The following is a 24506-nucleotide window of genomic DNA, read 5'->3' on the forward strand; positions in this document are numbered from 1 at the left end:
CAGCTTGTTTTTAGGAGGAATCTTAATGATCTTGGGTAGAATTCTCAGCTTTTTTGATAGAATCAGGGAGGTTAGGTCAGAAATAGAATCCATTTAGCTTTTGGGTAGAATCCCGAATCATTTCTCTCATGGTACCCCAGATTAAAGGTCCTCTTGAACATTAAAAACCCGATAAACGGATTATCCATTTATCGGGTCCTAGCTTAGCATTTCAAAATCTGTACTATTTTAAGTTCTCGCTAATATACTTAATGATTTTTCGGATTTCCTTAGGATGAGGGCGGCCGAACGGGCTAGTTTGCCGCTGTTGGTAAAGAAGGTTTCCTTGGCTATCCGTCAAAAAATAGGCTGGCTCCCCGTGTGTGCCGTGATCTTCATACGGATCATCCGCCCCGTGATAGTGGACATCGTATTGGGCTAATACAGTGAGATCTTCGTCAGCCAGCACTGGAAATGAAAATCCGTGCTCATCGACCATCTTTTTCAGACTTTCCATATTATCTGTTGAGATCGTTGTTAGTTTAATTTTTTTATCTTCGAAATAGCCTTTGCTTTCTTCAAATTCTTTTAATTCTTCCATACATGCCGGGCACCATGATCCTCTGAAGTAAACGAGTAAATGCCAGTTTCCTTCATTAGCATTACGATACTCCTCAAATGAATATTCTTCTCCTGAAACAGCAGGCAAATTAAAATTTGGTATTTTTTCTCCTAATTTAAAAACGCTCATATGTGAGCCTCCTATTTTAAAGGTTATACCTATCTATACCCATTTTTGATCAATGTTAAATCCAACGGGATAGACCAATGTTAATTTTTAAGAGTAAAGCTGCTGTCAATGCCGTAAAAATCGACTGTATTTTGGTACAACTGCTTATACATTTCATTCAATGGAAGAGATTTAATCTCAGCTATTTTACGAATGGATTCATGAATCATTTTTGGATGTGTTCGTTCATCTTTGAATTTCCCTTCAAATGGCCAAGGTCCGTCTGTCTCGACCATCATTAACTCGAGAGGATATTGCTCGATAAGCTGCTGAATTTCTAATTCATATAAACAGTCGGGTGTAACAGAAATGTAGCAGCGATTCTCGATCAAACGTTGAATCGTTGCAGCAGAGCCCTTAAACCAGTGGAAATGAGCTTTTCTCACAGCATATTTTTCTAGTAAGTCACAAGCAATATCCGCATCTTCATAAATAGCATGAAGGATGATAGGTTTGTCCAACTTGACGGCAAGCCTTATAAATTGTTCAAGCATTTCTATATAAGGCGTTAGTGATAGGGTTGCGTCTTTTTTTCGGGAATAGTAAGGGAGACCGACTTCTCCAATGGCCACTATTTCTTCTTTATGTTTTTTAATAAGTGTAAAAATCTTCTCAAGTTGATTATTGTCAGGCAATTCCTGCTCGGGGTGAAAGCCAATTGCTGATTTAATTCTTTTGTCTTTTTGAGCAAGCTGCAAATTCTTCCGTGCGGATTCTGCGTGATTAGATACGGAGAGGAGGCTGTCTACGTGGAAAAGTTCCAGCTCCTTCAGCATCTTCTTCCGTGATTCCTCGCTGTACATATCTAAGTGAATGTGGGCATCGATGATAGGTTGCTTCACTAAAGTTCCCTCAGTTCGTTGAAAATTGTTTTCTTCCATTCCAAGAATTCATGGCTGAGCATTAATGCTTCTTCTCTAGGCCGCTTAAAAGGAATGGTGTACTCTTTTTGTACATGAGCGGGTTTATCCGAGAGTACGATGATGCGATCAGATAAAAAGAGAGCTTCTTCAATATTGTGGGTAACAAATAAAATCGAGCGTTTATATTGTTCCCAAATGGACAACAGCCATTTTTGCATTTCAAGTCTCGTAAATTCATCGAGTGCAGAAAACGGTTCATCCAGACAGATAAGAGATTGAGGACTAAGCAGGCTCCTGATAAAGGAAGCACGCTGTTTCATGCCGCCAGACAACTGGCTTGGGTAAGCTGATTCATATCCGCTCAGTCCGGCTTTTTGAATCATCTCCATGGCCCTGTCCGAATCGCGTCTCCCGACAATTTCTCCGCCCAGCAGCACATTATCTAAAATGGTTCGCCAAGGAAGAAGGGAGGGGGTTTGCGGCATATAGCTGATGGCTCCTTTTTCACCGGTAATCAACTTATTGTCAAGGTAGATATCGCCATGATCAGGAGGATAAAGACCTCCAATCATATGGAAAAGAGTACTCTTTCCGCTGCCAGATGGTCCCAAGATCGATACGAATTCAGCGTCATCGACAGTAAGGGATAGGTCCCAATGATGGACTGGGAACCAAATGTTTTTGATAAATGTTTGATCGAAAGCTTAGCCATGCTGCTGATCGGCCTCCTTTGACTGCCATTTGGTGAGTGCTTTTTCAATCTGGGAAATGATGCCAAATAATAATAAGCTTAACACCATGATTAAACAAATCGCTACGAATACGCGGTCTGTTCGAAAGGAGGAAGAAGCAAGTGTCATATACACACCAATCCCTTCATTAGCTCCGAGCCATTCGGAAATGACGGCACCCATCACACTGTACGTAGCGGAGATCTTCAACCCGGAGAAAATCGACGGAATCGCATGAGGCCATTGTAATTTACGAAAAATCTGTGCTTTTGAAGCTCCGGCCATTTTCATATAGTGCATGAGTTCTTGATTGGTTTGTCTCAATCCATCCATCGTGGCTACGGCAATTGGGAAGAAGCAGACGAGCACGATGACGATCACTTTCGGCAGCCAGCCAAAGCCGAACCAGATCACTAGCAGCGGAGCAAGTACGATGATCGGAATATTTTGCGATAAAATGAGAAGGGGATAGATGGCTTCCCTTAGTTTAGGGATCATATGCAGGAGGATTGCTACGAGCAACCCAAAACTTGAGCCGATAGCGAACCCTAGTAACGTTAGTTGAATGGTTGAGAACAGATGATGGCTGTACTGAGACCAGCCACTGATGGCTTCCTGCCAGATTAAGGAGGGAGCGGGCAGCAGCCACTCAGGCACATCGAACATACGACTGCTTCCTTCCCAAATGATAAGCAAAAGGATGAGGACCAATGCTGGTCTCCATCCTTTATGAATGAGCTTTTTCATCAACGGTATTTCTCCGTCAATGAGTCCATAGAAGCCCCGATCGGTTGGTATAGTACTTTAATTTGTGAGATGACATTGGTTGAGCCCTTCTCCACCATCGCCTCATTTACTTTTTCAATTAAAGGTAAAATCTCTGAAAGGTTGCCCTCGATCGTGGTTTCCAGTGGGTGAACCTCATATTTCAGTCCGGATGCGTCAATGACTGAGATAGCGTGATCAACATATGGAATCACGTCTTCCCCCTCTTTCGTCTTAGGTAGAATTTGAATACTTACTAGTGAATTAGTCATTTTATCGTCCTCCTTTATATAATGTGGGGCCGCGTTGCTAGGATTGCAAGCTAGTGGACAACGGTTTATTCCATTAGTCTTCGAAATAGGTGCTTAACACTTATTTTTCGGGCAAAAATTCATTCGTAAAAGCATCCTTTGCTTTCAACTTCTTATCAAGTAAATCATGGTTATACATCCATTCAGCGTAATTCTCCCAAACACTTAAATCCTGCTGCCCCCATTGATCTGCATCATCCTGATATTTAGGAGACAACCATTTCTGGCTTGCCTTCACAAGTTTAGGATCAAGGTCGGGAACGGATTCTATCAAAATATCAGCAGCCTTGTCTGGTTGATCAATCGCATATTGATAGCCTTTTGATACAGCTGCCATAAACGCTTCCACGGTCTCAGGGCTGTCTGCGATCATTTTTTCATTCGTTGTTAAAACGGGTGTATAGTAATCTAGTTTGTCGGAATAATCGGTTAAGTACATCATGTTCAATTCTTGTCCGCGAAGTTCTGCCTCAACACCTGTCCAGCCGTAGTAGATCCAGGCGAAGTCAACGTCTCGCTTGATGGCTGTGAAAAAGTCTGTGTTCCCCATATTGATAATGTCGACTTTCTCAACATCTGCGTTTTCTTTTTGCATTAAAGACGAGAGGACAGCTTTCTCTACAGGGGCACCCCAGCCGCCATATGTTTTGCCTTCAAAGTCTTCAGGAGATGTAATATTTTTCTCCTTTGGTGAAGCGAATCCAGACGTATTATGTTGAATGATCGCTCCAATAGAGACAATCGGAATATCCTGAACACGGGCCTCTGTTAATGTTTCCTGGGCACTAATACCGAAATCAGCTTGGCCAGAGGCGACGAGTTGGTCTGCCCCAGCTTCACCAGGCAGCATAATTTCGACATCTAATCCCTGTTCTTCAAAATATCCTTTAGCCTTGGCCACATAAAGCCCTGTATGGTTTGTGTTTGGTGTCCAGTCCAGCACAAGTTTAATGTCTTGAATTGTATTTTCGCTTGACGACGCACCAGTCTGTTCTTCCTCGCCACCCGAACAGGCAGTTAATACAAACAGGGTAAAGATCGATAGTAGAAGCTTCTTCATTTCGTTCCCTCCAAAAGATTAATCGTGTGCTAACGGAAATGCTGACTTTTAAGTGGGTCAGGAATCAAGGGTCCGGGTACACAAAAAAGCACCCTGGTACCATACCTAGGGTGCATATCTTAGTAAACGGAGGTCGTTTCATATATGTTTCCTACGCTGGTTTAACCCAGATCAGGTTCTAAGGGTCAGTATCTGAAAAGGATACAATCTCAACCAGCTGCACTGGTCCCCCTACATGGAATCTATTCATTTTTAGTTAACACGTTGTCTTTTAAACTGTGCCATAGATGAAGGTATTTATCAAGGGGGAAATAGTAAGTAATGATTGTATAAAAGAATGTAAATAATCAAATCCTATTAAGTTTTTCTGTAAGAAGTTTAATAAACTTCGAAAACGTTTATATAGATTGCAAGGAGGCGATAGAAAATGACTAAAGGGAAAGGCTATTCAGATAAAGTTAAAGGAGCCGTAAGTAAGGCAAAAGGCGAAATGAAGGATCAAGTAGGAAACGCAACGAATAACCAGATAATGCAGAATGACGGCAAGAAAGATAAATTAAAGGGATCCGCTCAGAATTCATCAGGTGATCACAAAAGTAGAGAAAAATAACCGGCTGCCATGAACTTCTTAAGTGTGAAGATAAGCACATGAATGCCAGTACAAAATGATCGTTATTACCCGAGTAAGGGAAAGTATGAAGATGGAAATCCATGAGGCAACTAGTTGCCTCATGGATTTTTTTACTTCCACATACGGGTTCGAATAATTTCTAGAAAGGTGAATATATCTCGTAGAAAGAGGCTTTCATTAAAATAGGATATTGAGGGGAAGTTAATGACACGGCAATATACAGTAGGAATACGCTGGTTTTTCAAAAGGTTAATAGGCCGTTCTTTCCAAGATAAAATATTTGATATGGCTGCACAGCTGGCCTATTATTTGTTACTCGCATTGTTTCCATTTTTAATACTAATGTTCAGCTTGTTAAGCTTCTTGCCGGTCTCGACACAATCTGTATTGAATCTTGTCAGACCTTTTGCCCCTCAAGGATCGATGCAATTAATTGAGAAGAACTTGTATCACGTCCTTGAGGTGACAAGGGGCGACTTGTTATCAATTAGTATGGTGATAACGATATGGCTCTCAGTGATGGGAACCAGTGCGCTTATTCGAACACTAAATAGTGCCTACCGTGTTGAAGAAAGCAGGGCACTGATCCATTCTCTATGTGTAGCGGTTGCGTTGACGATGGGAATGATTACTGGAGTAATTATTTCCCTGCTACTATCGGTATTCGGGAGATCCATAGGTCTTTTCGTGTTCTCTCATTTAGGAATATCTACTTCTTTTCTGCCCTGGGACATTCTACGTTGGTCGGTTAGCTTTATCATTTTACTCGTGGTATTTGCTTTTTTGTATGTTATTGCTCCAAACGAAAAGCTACAGTTGAAGGATATTATCCCAGGGGCCCTATTTGCTACCATTGGCTGGCAGCTGGCTTCACTAGGGTTTTCATACTATGTAGGATTTAGTAATTATTCTATTATCTATGGCAACCTTGGAACGATTGTAATTTTGATGATTTGGTTTTACCTTTCATCCTTGATGATCTTAATCGGCGGTGAAATCAATGCGATTATAAGGGAAGCAAACGTAATAAAAACAGTAAAGTAGAGAGAGGATTTATCATACTTGACCTGTCGAGCCTTACTCATTCCTTTCTTGAGTTGAACTTGTATGCCCGATAATCTAGTAATCGTTCAACTGGGTCTGTTTAAGTTATTTTTAAACAGGGTAACTACATTTTCAAGGAGGCGATTAAATTGACAACACCAAAATTTAAAGTTTTCCATGACGATGATCAGTTGAGCGAATCCATTGATAAACTTAGAAATAATGGGATTCGGGATGAAGATATTTTTGTTCTAGCCCATGATAACGATCATGACAGACGCAACAGAAAAGAAACAGATGCCAATAAGATTGGCGTCAAGGTCACGGGTGTAGGCACGGCTATGAAGAATGTGTTCAGAGGCAAAGGAGATAAATTGCGTTCCAAAATGAAAGAAATCGGCTTTGATGCCTCTAAGGCTGAACAACTAGAAGAGGAATTAGATAAGGGTAAGAGTCTATTAGTCGTAACGAATCAAGATGAAGTTGAATTCTAAAGCCTTGCAAAAATGACATTTTAAACACTTAGTGAGTTGTAAGAACCGTTCGATTAATCGAACGGTTCTTTTAGAGAGATGAGGTCTTTAGAAGGAAAATTAAAAGCGGAATCTTAGCAAGATGTAATCCAATTGTTATATTTGTCTTATTAAATAATGTGATCCCAAAATAAACCTATTCTACAGTGATTTAATGTTACAAATGGCAAGTAATAAATAATGTTTAATGAAAATTATGGAATATAAAAACCATTTTAATTCATTTGATGTTTTAAGTCTAATTATAAGTGTTACTATCCAACTATAATTAATAAATGACAAAGCCAAACTTTTCACTACCAAACTTCTGAAAGGAGAATCAAAAATGAGTGTACAAAAAACTGCAGATAGTTCCAGTCTTGCCGAAGTCATTGACAGAATTCTCGACAAGGGAATTGTCATTGATGCTTATGCGAGAGTTTCGCTAGTAGGAATAGAAATCCTTACCGTTGAAGCACGAGTTGTTATTGCTAGTGTAGATACGTGGCTAAGGTATGCAAACGCCGTTGGATTACTGCGTGATGAGGCTCAAGAGGAAGGTATGGTGGAACAAAAAGGCGAGCGTGATGCACAATTCAGCTTCTAACGATCAAACAATTCATACCTAGCAAAAGTTGAAAGAAGGTGAGCCAAGTGGCAAATCTAGAAAAGGGCGAACAGCAAACAACTGAGGATAAAAACTCGAATGATGATGAGCAGCAAAATGATCAGCAGCAATCCACTGACAGCCAAAACTCTATGAACCTAGCTTTGATTGGTGGGGTTGTCGGAGCTAGCGTGGGTTTGTTGGCAAGCCCTGATACAGGGAAAAAAGTTGCCGGACGTATTGGACAATCTGAGGTGATCAGAGGTGCTGGGAGGGAGCTCCGAAGAACCGCACAAGAAATCATTACCGAGCAGGCGATGATCACGTTACGGCAAACAGCCACAGGTTACTGGAATAAATACGAAGGTAAGCTGCTAGGTCAAGGCCAAGAAGAAGAGATAACAAAAGATAGGACATCAAGTACGGAAAATAATGAGGATGGCTATTCAGAGCAGTACAAGGAATTAAAAGAGGAAAACAAAAACCTGAACGAAAACTTACAACGAATTGAAGAAAAATTAAACGCGTTGCTTGAGGCCAAGGGATAGTCACCAAAAACTTCATACACACCTGGGAAGGGGGGATTTAATGAGCGCTAAACCAGTTAAAAAGGCTGCTTTCAAGGCAGCGAAAAAAGCAGTGGAGAAAGCTCCATCTGAATGGAAAGAGAAGGCGAAAGATAAACTTCAAGATCAAGCAACACAAAAGATGGAAGAAAAGGTTCAATCAAAAGTAAATCAAGCTTCTGAGAAATTGGCAGAAGTGAAAGAGAACAATGCGAACAATGTTCATGGTAAGGCGGGCGATGCGAAAGAAAAGGTCCAGGATGTTTTGCTATCTGTTCGTGACAAGCTTAGCAACGTAAAGGAAGCTGGGGAAGAGTTTCAAAAGAAAATCTCTTCAAGCAATAAAAGTGACAAGGTAAAAGGTGTAGAAAATCTTAAAAGCGTTTCGGATATTAAAAGCGCAACGAATATTAAAGGTCCAGCCGACGTGAAAAAATCAACCGACTTGAAGTCGGTAAACGATATTAAAAAAATAGGCTGATTCTTATTTTAATTTGAAAGGAGAATGTAAAGTGGCTGTTCAAAAGACTGCTGATAGTTCAAGTTTAGCTGAGGTAATTGACCGAATTCTCGACAAAGGTATTGTGATTGATGCGTATGCAAGAGTGTCTGTTGTAGGAATCGAAATTCTAACAGTTGAGGCAAGGGTCGTAATTGCCAGTGTTGATACGTGGTTACGTTACGCTGAAGCTGTTGGGTTGCTCCGGGATGACGTGGAAGAAGAAGGTCTCCCAGCACAACCGAACGAAAGAAATGCACAATTTAGCATTTAACTTTTTTGAAGGGCGCCTATCTTAAAAGGGCCCCTTCCCTTTTACTATGGACCAAGTGGAGGCAGACTATGGAAATTAAAAAAATCATGCAGAATGTAAATGAGTTTTTTGCTGAACACATAGCCCCGCCTCATAAAATCACATCTGTTGAGAAGGCAGAGGAAGAGGGCTTTAGGGTTACAGTAGAAGTGATTGAAGAGAAAGAATATATGAAGAAGTACGCAAAGGACGAAATGCTTGGAACGTACGATGTCCTAGTAAATCAAGACAAAGAAGTCACCTCATTTAAGAGAGTAGATATCCGTTACCGGAGTAAAATCGAAAGCTAAAGAGGTGACTGGAGGGAAACCTGAATGACTGTCTTAAAGGAAAAGATTAATCATGATTCGAAAGCACTGATACAGGACGCTAAGACAAAGGATCTTTTATCTCGTTCGTTAAGGTATTTAAAAGCTGGTTATCCGGTTCATTTCACAGGACCTGCCGGAGCAGGAAAGACTTCCTTGGCTCTGGCACTTGCTAAGAAACGAAAGCGGCCAGTCATGTTGATGCACGGGAATCACGAGTTGAATAACAAAGATTTGATCGGTGACTTTACAGGCTATACGAGTCAAAAAGTTGTCGACCAATATGTGCGATCTGTTTATAAAAAGGATGAAAACGTTACAGAAACATGGAGGGATGGACGGTTACTTGAAGCGGCCAAGAATGGGTACACCCTTGTGTATGACGAGTTTACTCGCTCCCTTCCGACAACAAATAACATCTTTCTTTCCATTTTAGAAGAAGGCGTGATTCCTTTATACGGGTCTAAATTAACGGAGCCCTTCGTTCGTGTACACCCGGATTTTTCGGTTGTTTTCACGAGTAACCCGTCGGAATACGCGGGGGTTTATGAAACACAGGATGCCTTATTGGATCGGTTAATAACGATCTCTGTAGATTATCAAGATCTTGATCGGGAAGCAGACATAGTTTCCGAAAAAATAGGTGTCGAGGAAAGTGAAGCAAAGGCGATTACTACACTTGTAGCAAATTTACGAAAGCAGTGCACGAAGGCTGACAGTAATGGTCCAAGCCTACGATCCTCGCTTATGATTGCAAGGCTGTCTTCAAAAGAGGCCATTCCAGTAGAGGGTGAGGACAAGGAGTTCCAACAATTGTGCATTGATCTATTAAGTCATACAGTGAGCCGTTGTCTAGAGACTGAACACCCTTTGGAAGAGGCTGAGAAGTTGATCCTTAGTGAGTGCAGCCATATTTAAAGGAAGCAATTAAAGGAGAGATAGCAATGGATCAACAAAGCGAAACCGGAATTTATATTTTTTGTGGCATTCAAACCAACCAGGAGGGGCAATTTGGAACGATTGATCTTGAGGGAGAAGAAAGGGAAACCTTTACGATCCATTATAAAGATGCGGCAATGGTTGCAGCCGAAGTTCCGATGAAAATTTATCATCCCAACCGGGAGAACTTGATGATGCATCAGAATGTCATTTCGACTGTGATGTCTCACAATGATACGGTTATTCCGATTAGTTTCGGAAATGTTTTTCATTCAAAAAAAGACGTAGCTGTATTGCTTGAAAACTTGTACCCGCAATTTGAAAAGCTTTTCCCCGAGATTAAAGGCAAAATTGAACTTGGCTTAAAAGTCGTCGGCAAAAAAGACTGGCTGGAGTCAAGGGTGAATGATAATCCGGAGGTGGAGGAAATGGCCCAAACGGTTCGCGGCAAATCCGAAGCGGCTGGTTATTATGATCGCATCAAACTCGGTGGGGCTGCTCAAAAGATATTTGCAAGCATGCAAGATGAAGTTAAATCAAGTGTTTATACACCACTGGAAGAAACAGCTGAGGCAGCTAAAGCAAATGATCCGATTGGAGAGAAGATGCTTCTCAATGCATCCTTTCTAGTTGATCGGGACAAAGAGGAAGCATTCGACGAGAAGGTTAACGAAGCTCATGAGGAATGGAAGGATAAGGTCGAGTTTAATTATACGGGTCCATGGCCGGCATACAATTTCATCGATATTCGGTTGAGCGTAGAGGAAACCTGATGCTGCATAAATTGGTGACCGGGCCAATGAATGTAGTCAAGAAAATCGGTGAAAAGGTACAGGAAGAAGCCGATAAGGAATTGTATGACCTTCCAACCATTCAACAGAAGCTCGTGCAACTGCAAATGATGTATGAATTGGAGGAAATTCCAGAAGACGCTTATAAAGAAAAGGAAGAGGAACTGCTGCAAAGATACGAAATTGCTAAACGTAAAGAAATGGAGCAGTGGGAAGAGCTGACGAAACAAAAGAAAGAGTGAATCAATAATGGATAAGAAGATCTATTTATATGGCTTAATACCAGCAGCAGAAGCAGACCAACAACCACTTCCGTCGATTAAAGGTTTTGATGGTGAAGGAAGTCTTTACACCCTTTCAATCAATGATAAGATCATCGCGGTGGTTTGCGATCTTGATCCAAATGATTATGCTGAAGAAACGATTGAACAAAAGATCAATAATGATTTGGAATGGCTGCAGAAGAAGGCTTTTCATCATCATGAGACATTAACATTACTTTATAAGAACTATACTGTTATTCCCCTGAAATTTTGTACGATTTACAACAGTGAAGAGAGTTTACAACAATCGATTGAATCGAATGAAGATAAGGTTGAAAGTTCATTCAAGCTGCTACAAGGTAATGAAGAATGGAACTTGAAAATCTACTGTGATGAAGATCAGTTGAAACAGCAAGTCAGTCAAAACAATGCTGCGATTGAAGAGAAACGAAATGAGATCAAAGAATTGCCCCCAGGTCGACAATTTTTTGAAAGAAAGAAGATTGATCATCTCATTGAAAAAGAGCTCGAAAAAGAAAAGACCCGCATATGTGACCACGTTCATGAACAGTTAAAAGCCTATTCCGTCCATGCGGATGTGAAAAAAAATTGGGGTAAAGACGTCACAGGTCTTAAGGAGAATATGAGCTGGAACAGTGTCTATCTGCTTCCTGTAGCTGAAGTGGAATCCTTTTTAGAAGAGATAGAATCTCAGGAGAAGGAATTAGATGGTTCGGGCTTACGGCTAGAGGCTTCAGGACCATGGCCAGCTTACCATTTCTCCAGTTTTTCTTAACATGAGAGGAATGGTTAAATGTCATCAATAAGAGAAACCGTTGAGAATAAAGAGGTAGGACTGATCGATATTTTAGATGTCATTCTTGATAAAGGAGTGGCGATCAAAGGGGATTTAATTATTTCGATTGCCGGGGTTGACCTTGTGTATTTGGATTTACGAGTGTTAATTTCTTCAGTCGAAACACTGGTTCAATCATATGAGAATAATCGAAAGGATGTAACATCAGACAACTTCGATGAGCAAAGGAGGGATCTAGTCGATGCAACCGGCCAACCAAACAAATGGACGGATTAATCTTGATCCGGATAGCGCAGAAGATGGACTTGCCCAGCTTGTCATGACTGTCATTGAGTTACTACGGCAAATTGTTGAACGGCATGCGATGAGGCGTGTAGAAGGCGGTACTTTAACAGACGAACAGGTTGAGGATCTTGGTGTCGCTTTAATGAATTTAGAAGAAAAAATGGAAGAGCTGAAAGAGGTCTTTGGCCTTGATGCTGAAGATTTAAATATAGATCTTGGCCCGTTAGGTAACCTGTTGTAGGAATCCTTCGATTGTAAAGAGTACGAGAAAGGGAGGCGCAAGGTTATGGCAGTAGAACAACCTATGCAATCCAGCACGATTGTAGATGTGCTAGAAAAAGTATTAGATAAAGGTGTCGTCATAGCAGGTGATATACGAGTAGGTATTGCTGATGTAGAGCTTTTGACCATTAAAATTCGTCTGATCGTTGCTTCCGTTGATAAAGCGAAAGAGATTGGGATGGATTGGTGGGAAACAGACCCCTACTTGAGTTCAAAAGCTACGGAAAACAATCAGGCGTTAGAAGAAGAAAACAAGAAATTAAAAGAGCGGCTCGATGCACTGGAAAGCCAGATGGGCACGAACCGTTTGAATACGACTGAAAAAGAATAAACAGGGAGGGATCATCCATGGCTGAGCAAACAAATGAAACGAAGAATACAAATAGTACAACCAAAGGTGGGCCTATTAGACGAGCAGCAACGGGCGGAATTGTAGGAGCGACCGTCGGTTATTTATCCACACCTAAACACAGGAAAAAGCTCATAGCAAAAGTTAGCAAAGAGGCTTTGAAGGGTCAGAGCTCGAAGCTTGGTAACATGGCTAAGGACACGTTTACTAGTGTTAAAGATTCAGGGATGGAAAAATCAAACCAAGCTTATCAGAACTTGAAATCATCCACATCAAGCCTTCTAAAAAAGGATCGGGATGATGATGTCTCTGAGGATGAGGATGAAGAAGACAGTGAAATCTCAGAAGATGTGGATAACGAGCCTGAGATGAGTGAAACAGGCAAAGATGAAGAGAATGAAAGTGAAGACGAAGATGAGGACAATGATTATGAGAACCTAAAAGAAGAAAACGAAATGCTTCAAGAACGACTGCAGAGTCTAGAAGAAAAGATGGATAAGTTCCTTGAGATGAGCAATTCCGATGTCTCTGATGAAGAGGAAGACGACGATGATGAAGGGGAGGAAGAAGACGCAGAGAACCAAGGTGAAGAAGAAGAGCAAGACGAAGACTCCAAGCAAACTAAATCATCCAGCAAAAGCAAGAAGAAGGATGAGGATGAACAAAAGGAAGAAAGCGTAGAGGAAAGTAAAGATGCTAAAGTGAAAAATACTCCTAAGAAGAAAAGCACGAAGAAATCCACTAGTACCAAAAAGCCTAAAGCGAAGAAAAAAGATAATCAAGATAAGGAAACGAATGATGAAGAGACAGGATTATCAAGTAATGATGACACATCCGCATAAGGACCTGAGTATTCGATAAGGGAGAGATAACCATGAGTGAAGCAGCAAAAGACAATATACTGGAATTCTTTGTGAAGGCCTCCAATAAGCACGGATTTGAATTGGATATTTCACTACTTGTTAACGGGGCAGTTGTTTCCGGAACAATGGTTTCAGCTAAGGAATATTTTGAGAATCTAAGCGAATCATTTGAGGATGGCAGTGACCTATCTCAGGAGTTGAGTGATCAGCTTGCTCAAGCTGGTGAATCTGCCCAGTCCAATAGCGACGGGGAAGCTCATTTTATTCATTTGAAAAATACACGAGTTTATTGTGGTGACAGCAAACCGACACCTTCAAAGGGAAAAATTCTTTGGAGAGGGAAACTAAGTGAAGTAGACAGTTTCTTTTTAGGTAAGATCTCAGAACCTAAACCTAAAAGCAGCAGTAACAAAAAAGAATGATTGATTTGCAAAAGAGGAGAGAGGTCTTTTTCGATCCCTAAGGAACGTACCAGGTTTGGTTAATGGTGCGTTCCTTTCTTTAGAAAATTATTCTGCCGTTATATCCTGAGAAAAATCTACTAAAATCAAAAGAATTCTTCCCAACCCCTCGAGGACTCTAACCAAGTTAAGGAGACTCTTCTCGAACTAGATTCTGTCTTAAAGCAAAAACCCGAGCAGAGAGAGGTTCCTTCACCTCTTTAAGCTCGGGTTTATGGATCTTGCGACGCGGAACTAGGAAGTTTTTTCAGTTTGAATGGATAGCTTTATTTCGCTTCGATATATGAATACTTATAAATATAACCAGACCCCATAGGATTTCGGTACGTCCCTTTTACATAAGGTTTCTGCAGCTTAGCGGAACCCTTCTGGTAGATTGGCGCAATAACGGCATCTTCTTTAATTAATAACTTTTCAGCTTTTAAGAAGGCTTCAAAACGTTCCACAGGTTTTTGAGCTAATTCGTTGTTTGCGCGCTTAATCAGCTGATCATATTCTTCACTGGCATATCCTGTTTTGTTATTGGCCCCATCTGTGACCCATAAATTCATAAATGTATTGGCATCAAGATAATCCGGCAGCCAGACATAGTTTTGCAGTTCGTATTCCATTTCTGAATTACGTCGTAAACGCTCTTTAAAAGGAACGGATTGAACATTAATCGTCAATCCTTCCAGCTGTTCAAGCTGATCCTTGAAGTAGGCCGTCATTTTTTTGGAAACTCCGATATCATCCCCTAAGAGATTTAACTCTACTTCTTCCATTCCTAGTTCTTCTTTTGCCTTTTTCCAGTGTTCTTTAGCTTTTTCAGTGTCGTATGGAACTAGGTTTCCGTTAATTTCACGGAAGTCTTTGTTTGATTCTGGATGGGAGACGAACTCCGCAGGCATCGTCCCGCCGATAGGTGTAGCTCCATTATTTAAAATAACATTAGCTACGTTTTCCTTGTTAATAATACGTTGGATCGCTTTTCTAGCATTTTCATTGCTTAAGACTTCATTCTCCTGATTCATTTTAATGTATAATAGACTAGGTTTTCTAATCGTAGAAAATTCAGGAGAAGACCCATATTTATCTACAAATTCAGCTGTCAAACCTGTTCGGTCTAGATCCCCCGATTCATATAAGTTAACGGATGTAGATACTTCTTTGACTACGTTTACATTGATTTTTTCTAGTTTGACATTTTTTTCATCCCAATAATCTTCATTTTTTTCAAGAACCCATCCTTCTCCAGCTTCCCATTCTGTAAAAGTGAACGGACCGTTTGCAAGAAGGGCATCTGCTGTTAAAGCAAAATCCTCCCCATGTTTCTCGACAAATTTCTGGTTTAAGGGGAGAAACGTAGTGAACGTCGTAAGTTCCTTAAAGTAAGGAATTGGTTTCTCAAGCTGGACTTCGAAGGTGGTGTCATCAATAGCTTTTACACCAAGTTCTTCAACGGGTTTCTCTCCTTTAGATACAGCTTCAGCGTTCTCCACAACACCACTAAACATGTAAGGACCATACTCCGAACCTACCTCCGGATTTACCGCGCGCCTCCAGGAATACACAAAGTCATGGGCTGTCACAGGATCCCCATTCGTCCATTTGGCATCCTCTCGCAAATTAAATGTCCAAATTTTCCCATCTCTGCTAACCTCATGACTTTTTGCAATACCAGATTCAATTTCGCCATTTTTACCGAATCGATATAAGCCATCCATGGTAGACGCAAGCCACTGAAAGGCGACAACGTCTGTAGCCATTGATGGATCCATAGTAGGAATTTCGCTTTCTTCCGAGATATTTAGGACCTGTTTATCATCCGGCTCTCCATTTTCATCTGAGCTCATCACGGAGTTTGACGACGTTGATTCTCCTGAACAAGCTGAGAGAAATGTCCCCATTATTAACAAACTGAATAACAGAATTCTGAGCATCATCACTTCCAACCAACCTCCATTTTATGTATTTTAAAAAGACAATCTTTATAATAACAGATTTATCAGTAAATTCAAAATTTTAGGAGCCTGTAGAAGGTTAAAGCTTTAAAGTTTGTTTGTAGACGGGTGAAAAGCAAGTTAATCATAACTGGCAGGTTTTTAACTAATTTGAAGATAGAGAGATGGAGAGTATTGAACAGAAATAATGCTCTATTTCTTAATTGAAAACGTGTAGGATAATTGAACCATTTATTGGATTGATTAGCAAAGGTATGGTTCATCAATAGAGGTTTTTTCAGTAGGGTAGGATAATAGATGTATCAAAAATTTGTGGGCAAAAATAATTATTTTGATTCAGTCACTTAAATTCGTGTAGAAACAAGAAAAAAGCAACCGTCCAGCCCGACTAAGGATAGGACAGTTACTTTTTTCTAAATTCTATTTGTTTGGTCAGCCGCTCTTCTTGCGGCAAATAGTGTTTCGACCGAATGCATCAACACCCGGTCTTTTTATGCTACGATATCTCTACTTATGTTAACACGATAACGGGCTACATTATCAATTTAATAAGGAGTCATTTTTTAGTGTCGTTTACTAAGCCAAAGCACCCCGGATTTCGCTAAACGAGGCAGTCTACCTGTTACAGGCTGCTTCATCATATTGCCGAATCCATCAGACTTACCAAGTGAGCCAAGTGTACCTTTCAGCTTAATTTCCTCTGGTTTCACCGGCTCTTCGTTTTTGAAGATAGACCCTAATATCTCAGCGATTTGTTCACCTTGCTGGCCGGCTAACTGGGCACTTGGGGAGTGGTAGGATGAAGCACAGTCCCCTACGACATAGACGTTTTTCTGGGTGGGAACTTGGTAATAATCGTTCAAGACAATTTTCTCTTGCTCATCTTTTTCAAAAGGAAGTCCACGTACTAAGTAATTTGGTCTGACACCAGCTGTCCAAACCGTAACATCATTAAGGTAGCAGACCCCATTATTACAAACGCCATCTTTTTCTACATATTCAACATTAGAATGGTGGATGACCTCTACATCGTTTTTGGCGAACCATTCTTCCACATACTCTTGGATTTTTGAGTCGAATGCCTTCAGAACAGAAGCTCCTCTGTCCAGTAATCGTATATTCAAATCTGGCCTGCTTTCTCTTACTTCTGAAGCCACTTCGATGCCGCTTAACCCAGCACCGACAATGGTCACTTTTCCATAGGCTTTTAAATTCCCGATTGCGAGGCCAGTACTACGCGCTTTGTCGAAGGTTTGAACACTTTCGGTAAATTCCTCGACCCCTTCAATGCCATGGTAATTATCCTCACAGCCAAGGGAGAGGACTAAATAGTCGTAGGGAATCGCTTCGCTAGATTGTTTTATGGAAATTTGCTGTTGCTCAATGTCAATTTGTTCGATCTCGCCAAACACATAGTCGACTTGGTCATCTGAAGGAAACTCCATCCGTACATCTCGGTCGGCAACCGTCCCAGCCGCGATGGTATAAAATTCCGTTTTTAAGGAATGGTATGGATTTCGATCAATAACGGTAATATGTACATCGTCAGGCAGATTATTTGAAATTAAATTCATCAATATTTTAAGTCCGCCATAGCCGCCGCCCAATATAACTAATCTTTTCATCATTTAACACCCACTTTTTAAAAATCAATTACTATCCTAAGAAATCACGCCTGGCTCGATCTGATATTCCCTTAATCGTCTAAAGACACAAAAAGACTAGTCCGTGGGGAGGGGATCTCCAATCGAAAACGCTTTCGGATACCTCTATTTAAACATTACCAAAAATAAGAGAAGAAGACTATAATAAATGTCAGTTTATCGCGTAATTACAATCGCCTGGCTACCTAATTGTTTCCAGCCTTTAATAAACTCCTCCTTGTTTACTTTTTGGTTTTTGTACCCATATGGATTGTTAATATAGAAGTTGTTTTTATCATAGCCAGTTAATACCACGCTATGTAAATCAAATGTGACATTCATTTTCCCACTCGGTGTATTCCACGTTTTGAAACTGCTGACGGGACCGAATGTTGAAGTAACAATCACCCATACAGGCAGTCCTTGATCGAGATAATGAAATAGCTTATCGGGATCACTTCCTGAAAAGTCAATTAAACGGTCTCCCACGTAATTTCTAATTACTTCTGCCAGCGGCCCATGATAAATCGACAGACCTGGACCGTCTTTCATATTACCAACAAATCCTTCATTAGGGTTCCCTTTAAGACCATTTTCATAAGTGAGTGGAACATAAGTTATTTTTTGGGCCAATTCATTTTTAGTAACATTTATGTCAAAATAGTTCAAAATCATCGCCATGCTGGTCACTTCGCAGCCGTTATAAAGCCGAGGTGCATCCATTTGATTGAGGAGCGGAACATCGAGAAGGGATTCAGGTTTTGCTTTTTCGTCTTGAACTACGGTTTGATTCAGCTTTATCAATGATTCAGACGTTTGAGGCTCAAGGGAATTGTCCTGCTCTATCTCTTTGTATTCTCCCCATTCTACAAAAACAAGACTGTAAATACAGATCATAGTAAGCAGAAGCAGGAACATAGACAGGTACTTAAGAAGAATGTTAATCGCTCCTTGCTATCATTAATATAAATCAAATCTAAAAATGAATCTCACGTACAAGTTATGTTGGCAAGTTATAGATTACCAAACTAAAGGGAGGAAAACTAGAAGGAAGTGCAAAGTTTTTTGGCTATTTCTCGTTGAATTATGAAATTCCGTATTTTAATAGTCATTATTTCATGTCTTTTGTTTTAAATTCATAAATACGGGAATACATTATAGTATAATTGACCTAAAATGGAATGAGTCAAAAAGAATGGAGGCTCAATTTTGATGAGTGAAAAAAGAAACGTTATTGAACAATCGTTACAGGCGCTGCTTGAAGATGAAGAGTTTCTCCCTGATTTAAAGGCACAAACGAGAGAGCAAGCTTTTAAATCGCTCGTAGCTATTCTTTCAACACCGAACCAAATACATAAGTCGTTTTTGAGAGTCGCCTTAGAAAATGGAACGATCATTAGGGTTCCGTCCTTTCGTATCCAGCACAATAATACACTGGGTCCCTATAAAGGCGGGATCCGTTTCCACCCTTCAGTTAATGAAGAAGAAGTGTCAAACCTTGCTAGGCTGATGACCTTGAAGAATGCGTTGCATGAGGTCCCATTTGGCGGTGGCAAGGGAGGTGTGGTGATTAATCCTAAAGAGTACACCCCTAAAGAGTTAAATCTAATTTGCAAGAAATATGTCCAGTATCATAATGATATTCTCGGACCAGATAAGGATATCCCAGCGCCTGACGTAGGTACGGGTGATCGTGAAATGGACTGGATGATGGCAGAGTACAAAGATACTCACCCAGGAGAACCGTACAGAGGAAGTTTTACAGGTAAAAGCATTATTAATGGCGGCTCATTAGGACGCAGAGAAGCCACCGGTAAAGGTGTTTATTTTACCTTCCGTTATATGATGCACGATTTCTTACACGATAATGAACAGTGGCTAAAAAACACAGACAATATTTTTGCAAAAACGGCACTAGTCCACACCGACCGTAAACTTACCATTGCCGTCCAAGGGTTTGGGAATCTGGGGTCTGTGGCAGCTCTAGAAGCCTATCAATGTAATTACCTGCAAAATCAAATTGTTGCCGTCAGTGACCATAATGTGATGCTGTATAACTCGGATGGTTTAGATATCCCAGGATTAATTAATTATGCAAAAGGGCATGATGGGGACCTTCCAGCATCTGAGGAAAACCTTGCTGAAGAGAATATAAAAGCAACCCTCCATAATCGTGACGACTTGTTAGAAATGGATGTTGATGTGCTCATGCTGGCGGCGCTTGAAGATCAAATTCATGTGAGTAATATGGAACAAATTAAAGCGCAAATGATTATTGAAGGGGCGAATGCGCCAATTACAGAAGAAGCAGATGAGTATTTAAGTGATAAAGGTGTGCTCATCGTTCCTGATATCCTTGCTAATGCTGGTGGTGTAATTGTTTCTTATTTGGAGTGGATGCAAGGCCGTGAGACACAATTCTATAAGGAAGAAGAAATATACGACCTGCTATTTGATAAAATGAAGAAGACGATGGATACAATTTTGCCGCAATTCTTTGGCGACCCCTTCGCCCTTCGTCAAAATTGCTACATCCATTCTGTTATGAAGCTTTCTACGGTCATGTACCGACAAGGTAAATTGTATTAATGTAGGAACAAACCTCTTGGGTTCTAAGCATCTATCCTAAGCAATTCCTCTTTTAGCCACATAGTATAGTAGGGAGGATATTGTAAAGGAGAGGGATGGTATGCCTTGTTTTCCTGGTTATCGATACTGAGGACCTGTATGCAGTGGGCCGGGTGCTCCTGTAAATCAGCTAGATGAAATTTGTATGGAACATGACCTTTGTTATCCGAATTTCGGCCCGAATAGAATGTGCGATCAGCTATTTTTAAATCGGATTAGACCTTATGTAAATCACCCTGGTAAAATGGGAAGAGATGCGGGTTTAATGCAGTTTGCCATAAAGTTTAAACTAATGTTTTAGATCAGTAAAGACTCCTTCCCGGATGTAATAACTGGCCATGTGTTTGCGTCATATGATTAATCTATAGTTATATGTTATGTATCGGAAAAGTAAACTGTATGGGAACAAACCTCTAGATTTCTGAATATAGAAGTCTGGAGGTTTTTAGTTCAACCTGTTTTTTTACTGAGTTTAGCCCCATACTAATGGTGAGTTATTTTGTTGACGAGGATTGATTCACCTTGTATGATCTTAAAAAGGCGAGTAATCCGACTTAGATAATAGGGATTAATATTTTGAGGAGGGAAAAGATGAAAAAATTTGTTGGATGGATGGTTGTGTCCTTATTTATTTTAATTTTAGCTGCTTGTGGATCAAGTGAGTCAGATACGAGTGGAGATGAAGCGGCTAGTGATCAATCTCTATATGATCAAATCAAAGAGGAAGGCGTCCTAACGATAGGCACAGAAGGAACATACGCCCCATATACATTTCATAATGATCAGGATGAACTGACGGGTTATGATGTTGATGTCGCTCGTGAAGTGGCTAAACGTATGGGCGTTGAAGCGGAATTTAAAGAGACGAAATGGGACGCGATGTTTGCCGGGTTAAACAGCGAGCGTTTTGACATGATCGCAAACCAGGTGGGGATTAAACCGGATCGTGAAGAGAAATACAACTTTTCTGTTCCTTATACCTACACTGCTGCCGTGCTAGTGACGAATAAGAATAATAAAGAAATCGGCAGCTTTGAAGATTTAGAAGGTAAAACGTCGGCACAGTCATTAACCAGTAACTATTCTGAGATAGCCAAAAGCTATGGGGCAGAAGTTGAGAGTGTGGAAGGATTTAACCCAGCTATGCAGCTTCTTGCTAATGGACGTGTAGATGCAACTGTCAATGATCGACTGTCTGTTCTTGATTATTTGAATCAACAAGGGGAAAACGTACCAGTTGAAATCGTGGATAAAGAGGAAGATGCCTCAGAAACGGCCATGATGTTCCGTGAAAATAATCCTGAGCTTGTAGATGCTGTTAACGAAGCATTGAAAAGCATGAAAGAAGACGGAACACTGAAAGAAATCTCAAACAAATGGTTTAATGAAGATGTTTCAGTTAAGTAGTACACTTCTGAGTCCAGAATCAATCGAAATCTTAAAAGACTCCTTTCTTCCCTTGTTGAAAGGAGTTCTTATTTACACGATTCCATTATCATTTCTCTCCTTTTTTATTGGATTGGTTCTAGCGATTACGACGGCTATTTTCCGGATATCGGGAATTAAGGTGTTAAGCGGGGTCGCCCGTGTTTACGTGTCGATCATCCGCGGGACTCCGCTGCTTGTGCAATTATTCATCGTCTTCTTTGGTTTAGGGTCTTTAGGTATTGAGTTCTTAAAGTTCGATCCTTTTGTTGGTGCCCTGATTGCTCTGTCATTAAATACAGGGGCTTATGCATCTGAGACGATACGAGCATCGATTTTATCGATTGAAAAAGGACAGTGGGAGGCTTCCTCATCGATAGGGATGTCCTATTTCCAGGCATTACGCCGTGTGATCATGCCACAAGCGACACGCGTATCGATCCCGCCTTTGTCCAATTCATTTATCGGTCTTGTTAAAGAAACATCACTAGCTTCGACAATCCTTGTCAGTGAGATGTTCAGAAAAGCACAAGAAATCGTCGCTGCAACATATGAGCCGCTCCTCGTTTATGTCGAGGCGGCCGCGATCTACTGGGTGATTTGTTTCATCCTATCCCTTATTCAAGATCAAATCGAAAATCGATTAAATCGGTATGTGAAAACGTAAGGAGATCTATTTATGTTATCCATGGAACATGTTAATAAACAGTTTGGCGATCTCAAAGTGCTGAAAGACATCAGTTTACATGTCCAGCAAGGAAAAGTAATCGTCATCGTCGGACCCTCAGGTTCTGGAAAAACCACATTGCTACGGTGTTTAAATGTACTCGAACAACCCGAGAGCGGCTCTGTAACAATCGACAATCAAACCCTTAATTTTTCTAAAAGAGTGAGTAAAAAACAAATTCGTGATTTTCGCAAGCAGACAGGGATGGTTTTCCAAACGTATAATCTCTTCCCACACTTCAACGCCATACAAAATGTGATGGAAGGGCCTGTAACTGTACAAAAAGTCGATAAAGCGAGAGCGCGTGATAAAGCTGCAGAGCTGCTAACTAAAGTAGGATTGCAAGAAAAAATGAACGTCTATCCTTATCAGCTATCAGGTGGTCAGCAGCAGCGTGTCGGTATTGCACGCGCAATGGCGATCGATCCAAAAGTGATGCTCTTCGATGAGCCAACATCAGCCCTTGACCCTGAACTGGTCGGCGAAGTCTTACGTGTGATGAAGGGACTCGCGAACGAAGGGATGACCATGGTCGTCGTTACACATGAAATGAATTTTGCTAAAGAAGTAGCAGATGAAGTTATTTTTATGGACGAAGGAGCCATCGTCGAACGGGGGGCACCGATCGATTTATTTGAACATCCAAAAGAACAGCGAACAAGACAGTTTCTTAATTTGATTAATCAATAAAGGCATCTTAACAAAGATGTCTTTTTATTTAAGGACAGGGTTGAGCGGGGTTATGGACAAATGCTTGCTCCCTCAATACTGATCCAGTGCACATCACTTTACCGCCCCTGACAATTCCCTTAAACTGAATACGACTAGGACATACAACAGAAGAGGGATCATAGTTGAAGAAAGTACACAGCGATCTATTACAATTTCGAGGTACTCATTATAATTTCGGATATAAGCAAGGAGAATTGCTCAAAAACTCCTTAACTGTTAAAAACCGCGAAAAGCAGTGGAAGGTCAGGAAGCCGAGGTTTATCGTTGAAGAAATAGAGGTGAAGGAGGCGATCACAAGGTTTGCCCCTGGATTATGGGACGAGCTGCTTGGCTTGCGTGACGCCTTAGAATGGCCGATGAAGCGGGTGATGATGGAATTTGGCGGTTATCGTGTCGATTATAAGCGTTCGGGCTGTTCAATTATGACAGGAGACGGCTATATGATTCGTAACTATGATTATATGCCGAAAACCTATGAAGGACGCTACAGTTTCTTCCAGCCGACCGACGTGGGCTATGCTATAGCTGGGCCTACACAACGCATTACTGGTCGTATGGATGGAATGAATGAACACGGATTGACGCTTGGCTACAATTTTATGCATCGGAAAAAACCAGGTGATGGCTTTATCTGTTGTGCGATCGGGCGAATGATATTAGAATCATGTGCGAACGTAGAGGAAGCGGTCACCATGCTTCAAGACATTCCGCACCGTCACTCTTTCAGCTATACCGTTTTTGACAAAAGCAATCAAACGTATGTAATCGAAGCCTCCCCAAGAGGAATAGAAGTACGTCAATCTAACGTATGCACGAACCACTTTGAAATCATGACCAAAGAAAACCGTAACCATCTCGTTGATTCGGTGAAGCGCATGGATGCAATCAATGACCATAGAGATGAGCTGAATGGAGCATACGATGCCTTTCGTCTGATGAACGATACAGATAAAGGTGTTTTCTCGAAACAATACAGCAACTGGGCAGGAACGATTCATACATCTGGTTACTTGCCGAAAGAAATGAAGACCTGGTTCGCGCTTGGTGGAGACGCGGAGCCAGTCGAATTTGATTTTGCAAAATGGTTGCTGGGTGATGATGTGAAGTTGGAACGGATTACTGGAGAAGTAGATACAGATATCCCGTTTGTTCACACGGATGAAGGGGCCTATTGGACAGGGAGAAAGTAGCTGAAGTATTGTTTTGCATATAGAACGAAACAGAATCGCAGCAATGAGTATGGACAAGGAAAGAGCACGCTCACATGAATGATAATGAAGCTTGCTCTTTCTAATGGGTTTAGTTTATTAGCATAAGAACTTTACTCGTCTTTACTATATATAATCGAGATCCGGGTAGCCATCGTTATAGTCTTTTGT

The 24506-nt window shown here is 40.9% G+C and carries 30 protein-coding genes, 1 pseudogene and 1 riboswitch; of the genes and pseudogenes, 22 read left to right on the top strand and 9 right to left on the bottom strand.

From position 1 onward, the window contains the following. Nucleotides 1-223 precede the first annotated feature (223 nt). The 6 genes and pseudogenes from MUO14_RS18370 to MUO14_RS18395 all read right to left on the bottom strand — a co-directional run bounded on the left by MUO14_RS18370 (nucleotide 224) and on the right by MUO14_RS18395 (nucleotide 4499). A complete protein-coding gene (locus MUO14_RS18370; RefSeq protein WP_244752018.1) occupies nucleotides 224-730 on the bottom strand; it encodes a peroxiredoxin family protein in 507 nt (168 codons plus the stop codon). Between the two features lie 80 nt (nucleotides 731-810). Then, nucleotides 811-1611: a TatD family hydrolase gene (locus MUO14_RS18375; protein ID WP_244752019.1), complete on the bottom strand. Its 801-nt coding sequence runs from the start codon at nucleotides 1609-1611 to the stop codon at nucleotides 811-813. After that, a pseudogene (locus tag MUO14_RS18380) lies at nucleotides 1611-2344 on the bottom strand (ABC transporter ATP-binding protein). Before MUO14_RS18380 ends, MUO14_RS18375 begins: the two are co-directional and overlap by 1 nt. Then, nucleotides 2337-3110: an ABC transporter permease gene (locus MUO14_RS18385; protein WP_244752020.1), complete on the bottom strand. Its 774-nt coding sequence runs from the start codon at nucleotides 3108-3110 to the stop codon at nucleotides 2337-2339. Before MUO14_RS18385 ends, MUO14_RS18380 begins: the two are co-directional and overlap by 8 nt. Next, the gene (locus MUO14_RS18390) at nucleotides 3110-3400 is read right to left on the bottom strand and encodes a thiamine-binding protein (protein ID WP_244752021.1); all 291 of its coding nucleotides are present in this window, start codon (nucleotides 3398-3400) and stop codon (nucleotides 3110-3112) included. Before MUO14_RS18390 ends, MUO14_RS18385 begins: the two co-directional genes overlap by 1 nt. Before the next feature lie 100 nt (nucleotides 3401-3500). Next, on the bottom strand, nucleotides 3501-4499 hold the full coding sequence (locus MUO14_RS18395; RefSeq protein ID WP_244752022.1) for an ABC transporter substrate-binding protein: 999 nt from the start codon (nucleotides 4497-4499) through the stop codon (nucleotides 3501-3503). 131 nt (nucleotides 4500-4630) lie between these two features. Then, nucleotides 4631-4742, bottom strand: a riboswitch (TPP riboswitch). Nucleotides 4743-4926: 184 nt separating this feature from the next. Between MUO14_RS18395 and MUO14_RS18400 the strand changes: the two genes are divergently transcribed. The 17 genes from MUO14_RS18400 to gvpU all read left to right on the top strand — a co-directional run bounded on the left by MUO14_RS18400 (nucleotide 4927) and on the right by gvpU (nucleotide 13990). Then, a complete protein-coding gene (locus tag MUO14_RS18400) occupies nucleotides 4927-5109 on the top strand; it encodes a CsbD family protein (protein WP_244752023.1) in 183 nt (60 codons plus the stop codon). A gap of 225 nt (nucleotides 5110-5334) precedes the next feature. Next, on the top strand, nucleotides 5335-6174 hold the full coding sequence (locus MUO14_RS18405; RefSeq protein ID WP_244752024.1) for a YihY/virulence factor BrkB family protein: 840 nt from the start codon (nucleotides 5335-5337) through the stop codon (nucleotides 6172-6174). Between the two features lie 149 nt (nucleotides 6175-6323). After that, nucleotides 6324-6668, top strand: a complete 345-nt coding sequence (locus MUO14_RS18410) for a YflT domain-containing protein (protein WP_244752025.1) — start codon at nucleotides 6324-6326, stop codon at nucleotides 6666-6668. 364 nt (nucleotides 6669-7032) lie between these two features. Beyond that, nucleotides 7033-7293, top strand: coding sequence for a gas vesicle structural protein GvpA (gene gvpA / locus MUO14_RS18415; protein ID WP_244752026.1), 261 nt, complete (start codon nucleotides 7033-7035; stop codon nucleotides 7291-7293). A gap of 47 nt (nucleotides 7294-7340) precedes the next feature. Continuing rightward, on the top strand, nucleotides 7341-7841 hold the full coding sequence (gene gvpT, locus MUO14_RS18420; RefSeq protein ID WP_244752027.1) for a GvpT/GvpP family gas vesicle accessory protein: 501 nt from the start codon (nucleotides 7341-7343) through the stop codon (nucleotides 7839-7841). 40 nt (nucleotides 7842-7881) lie between these two features. Next, nucleotides 7882-8340 carry a gas vesicle protein GvpQ gene (gene gvpQ / locus MUO14_RS18425; protein WP_244752028.1) on the top strand — a complete coding sequence of 153 codons (459 nt, stop codon included), beginning with the start codon at nucleotides 7882-7884 and terminating at the stop codon, nucleotides 8338-8340. 31 nt (nucleotides 8341-8371) lie between these two features. Then, the gene (gene gvpJ / locus MUO14_RS18430; protein WP_079526327.1) at nucleotides 8372-8632 is read left to right on the top strand and encodes a gas vesicle protein GvpJ; all 261 of its coding nucleotides are present in this window, start codon (nucleotides 8372-8374) and stop codon (nucleotides 8630-8632) included. Nucleotides 8633-8700: 68 nt separating this feature from the next. Continuing rightward, nucleotides 8701-8961 (top strand): gas vesicle protein GvpO, encoded by a 261-nt coding sequence (gene gvpO / locus MUO14_RS18435; protein ID WP_244752029.1) that lies wholly within the window; start codon nucleotides 8701-8703, stop codon nucleotides 8959-8961. A 24-nt stretch (nucleotides 8962-8985) separates the two neighbouring features. Beyond that, a complete protein-coding gene (gene gvpN, locus MUO14_RS18440) occupies nucleotides 8986-9897 on the top strand; it encodes a gas vesicle protein GvpN (RefSeq protein ID WP_244752030.1) in 912 nt (303 codons plus the stop codon). 26 nt (nucleotides 9898-9923) lie between these two features. Next, complete coding sequence (locus MUO14_RS18445) at nucleotides 9924-10691, top strand: GvpL/GvpF family gas vesicle protein (RefSeq protein WP_244752031.1); 768 nt, start codon at nucleotides 9924-9926, stop codon at nucleotides 10689-10691. After that, entirely contained in the window at nucleotides 10691-10951 is a 261-nt protein-coding gene (locus tag MUO14_RS18450; protein ID WP_244752032.1) for a gas vesicle protein GvpG, read from the top strand. Before MUO14_RS18445 ends, MUO14_RS18450 begins: the two co-directional genes overlap by 1 nt. A 7-nt stretch (nucleotides 10952-10958) precedes the next feature. Further along, nucleotides 10959-11768 (top strand): GvpL/GvpF family gas vesicle protein, encoded by an 810-nt coding sequence (locus MUO14_RS18455; RefSeq protein WP_244752033.1) that lies wholly within the window; start codon nucleotides 10959-10961, stop codon nucleotides 11766-11768. Between the two features lie 18 nt (nucleotides 11769-11786). Then, nucleotides 11787-12065 carry a gas vesicle protein gene (locus MUO14_RS18460; protein WP_244752034.1) on the top strand — a complete coding sequence of 93 codons (279 nt, stop codon included), beginning with the start codon at nucleotides 11787-11789 and terminating at the stop codon, nucleotides 12063-12065. After that, nucleotides 12031-12315, top strand: a complete 285-nt coding sequence (locus MUO14_RS18465) for a gas vesicle protein K (RefSeq protein ID WP_244752035.1) — start codon at nucleotides 12031-12033, stop codon at nucleotides 12313-12315. The genes MUO14_RS18460 and MUO14_RS18465 overlap by 35 nt, the downstream gene beginning before the upstream one ends. A 45-nt stretch (nucleotides 12316-12360) precedes the next feature. Further along, entirely contained in the window at nucleotides 12361-12687 is a 327-nt protein-coding gene (gvpJ, locus tag MUO14_RS18470) for a gas vesicle protein (RefSeq protein ID WP_244752036.1), read from the top strand. 17 nt (nucleotides 12688-12704) lie between these two features. Further along, nucleotides 12705-13547, top strand: a complete 843-nt coding sequence (gvpT, locus tag MUO14_RS18475; protein ID WP_244752037.1) for a YtxH domain-containing protein — start codon at nucleotides 12705-12707, stop codon at nucleotides 13545-13547. Nucleotides 13548-13579: 32 nt separating this feature from the next. Continuing rightward, complete coding sequence (gvpU, locus tag MUO14_RS18480; protein WP_244752038.1) at nucleotides 13580-13990, top strand: gas vesicle accessory protein GvpU; 411 nt, start codon at nucleotides 13580-13582, stop codon at nucleotides 13988-13990. 305 nt (nucleotides 13991-14295) lie between these two features. Here the strand turns inward: gvpU and MUO14_RS18485 are convergent, their stop codons facing one another. The 3 genes from MUO14_RS18485 to MUO14_RS18495 all read right to left on the bottom strand — a co-directional run bounded on the left by MUO14_RS18485 (nucleotide 14296) and on the right by MUO14_RS18495 (nucleotide 18512). Further along, nucleotides 14296-15954 carry a peptide ABC transporter substrate-binding protein gene (locus tag MUO14_RS18485; RefSeq protein ID WP_318036047.1) on the bottom strand — a complete coding sequence of 553 codons (1659 nt, stop codon included), beginning with the start codon at nucleotides 15952-15954 and terminating at the stop codon, nucleotides 14296-14298. Between the two features lie 581 nt (nucleotides 15955-16535). Next, nucleotides 16536-17597 carry an NAD(P)/FAD-dependent oxidoreductase gene (locus tag MUO14_RS18490; RefSeq protein WP_244755662.1) on the bottom strand — a complete coding sequence of 354 codons (1062 nt, stop codon included), beginning with the start codon at nucleotides 17595-17597 and terminating at the stop codon, nucleotides 16536-16538. 195 nt (nucleotides 17598-17792) lie between these two features. Further along, nucleotides 17793-18512 carry a C39 family peptidase gene (locus MUO14_RS18495; protein ID WP_244752039.1) on the bottom strand — a complete coding sequence of 240 codons (720 nt, stop codon included), beginning with the start codon at nucleotides 18510-18512 and terminating at the stop codon, nucleotides 17793-17795. 315 nt (nucleotides 18513-18827) lie between these two features. Between MUO14_RS18495 and MUO14_RS18500 the strand changes: the two genes are divergently transcribed. The 5 genes from MUO14_RS18500 to MUO14_RS18520 all read left to right on the top strand — a co-directional run bounded on the left by MUO14_RS18500 (nucleotide 18828) and on the right by MUO14_RS18520 (nucleotide 24317). Further along, nucleotides 18828-20204: a Glu/Leu/Phe/Val family dehydrogenase gene (locus MUO14_RS18500; RefSeq protein ID WP_244752040.1), complete on the top strand. Its 1377-nt coding sequence runs from the start codon at nucleotides 18828-18830 to the stop codon at nucleotides 20202-20204. 630 nt (nucleotides 20205-20834) lie between these two features. Next, nucleotides 20835-21650 (top strand): amino acid ABC transporter substrate-binding protein, encoded by an 816-nt coding sequence (locus tag MUO14_RS18505; RefSeq protein ID WP_244752041.1) that lies wholly within the window; start codon nucleotides 20835-20837, stop codon nucleotides 21648-21650. After that, nucleotides 21628-22335: an amino acid ABC transporter permease gene (locus tag MUO14_RS18510; protein WP_244752042.1), complete on the top strand. Its 708-nt coding sequence runs from the start codon at nucleotides 21628-21630 to the stop codon at nucleotides 22333-22335. The genes MUO14_RS18505 and MUO14_RS18510 overlap by 23 nt, the downstream gene beginning before the upstream one ends. Before the next feature lie 12 nt (nucleotides 22336-22347). Next, entirely contained in the window at nucleotides 22348-23085 is a 738-nt protein-coding gene (locus tag MUO14_RS18515; RefSeq protein WP_244752043.1) for an amino acid ABC transporter ATP-binding protein, read from the top strand. Between the two features lie 164 nt (nucleotides 23086-23249). Continuing rightward, nucleotides 23250-24317 (top strand): C45 family autoproteolytic acyltransferase/hydrolase, encoded by a 1068-nt coding sequence (locus MUO14_RS18520; RefSeq protein WP_244752044.1) that lies wholly within the window; start codon nucleotides 23250-23252, stop codon nucleotides 24315-24317. The last annotated feature ends 189 nt before the right edge of the window (nucleotides 24318-24506 follow it).

This window comes from Halobacillus shinanisalinarum (assembly GCF_022919835.1).
In the GTDB taxonomy this organism is placed as follows: Bacteria; Bacillota; Bacilli; order Bacillales; family Halobacillaceae; genus Halobacillus_A; species Halobacillus_A shinanisalinarum.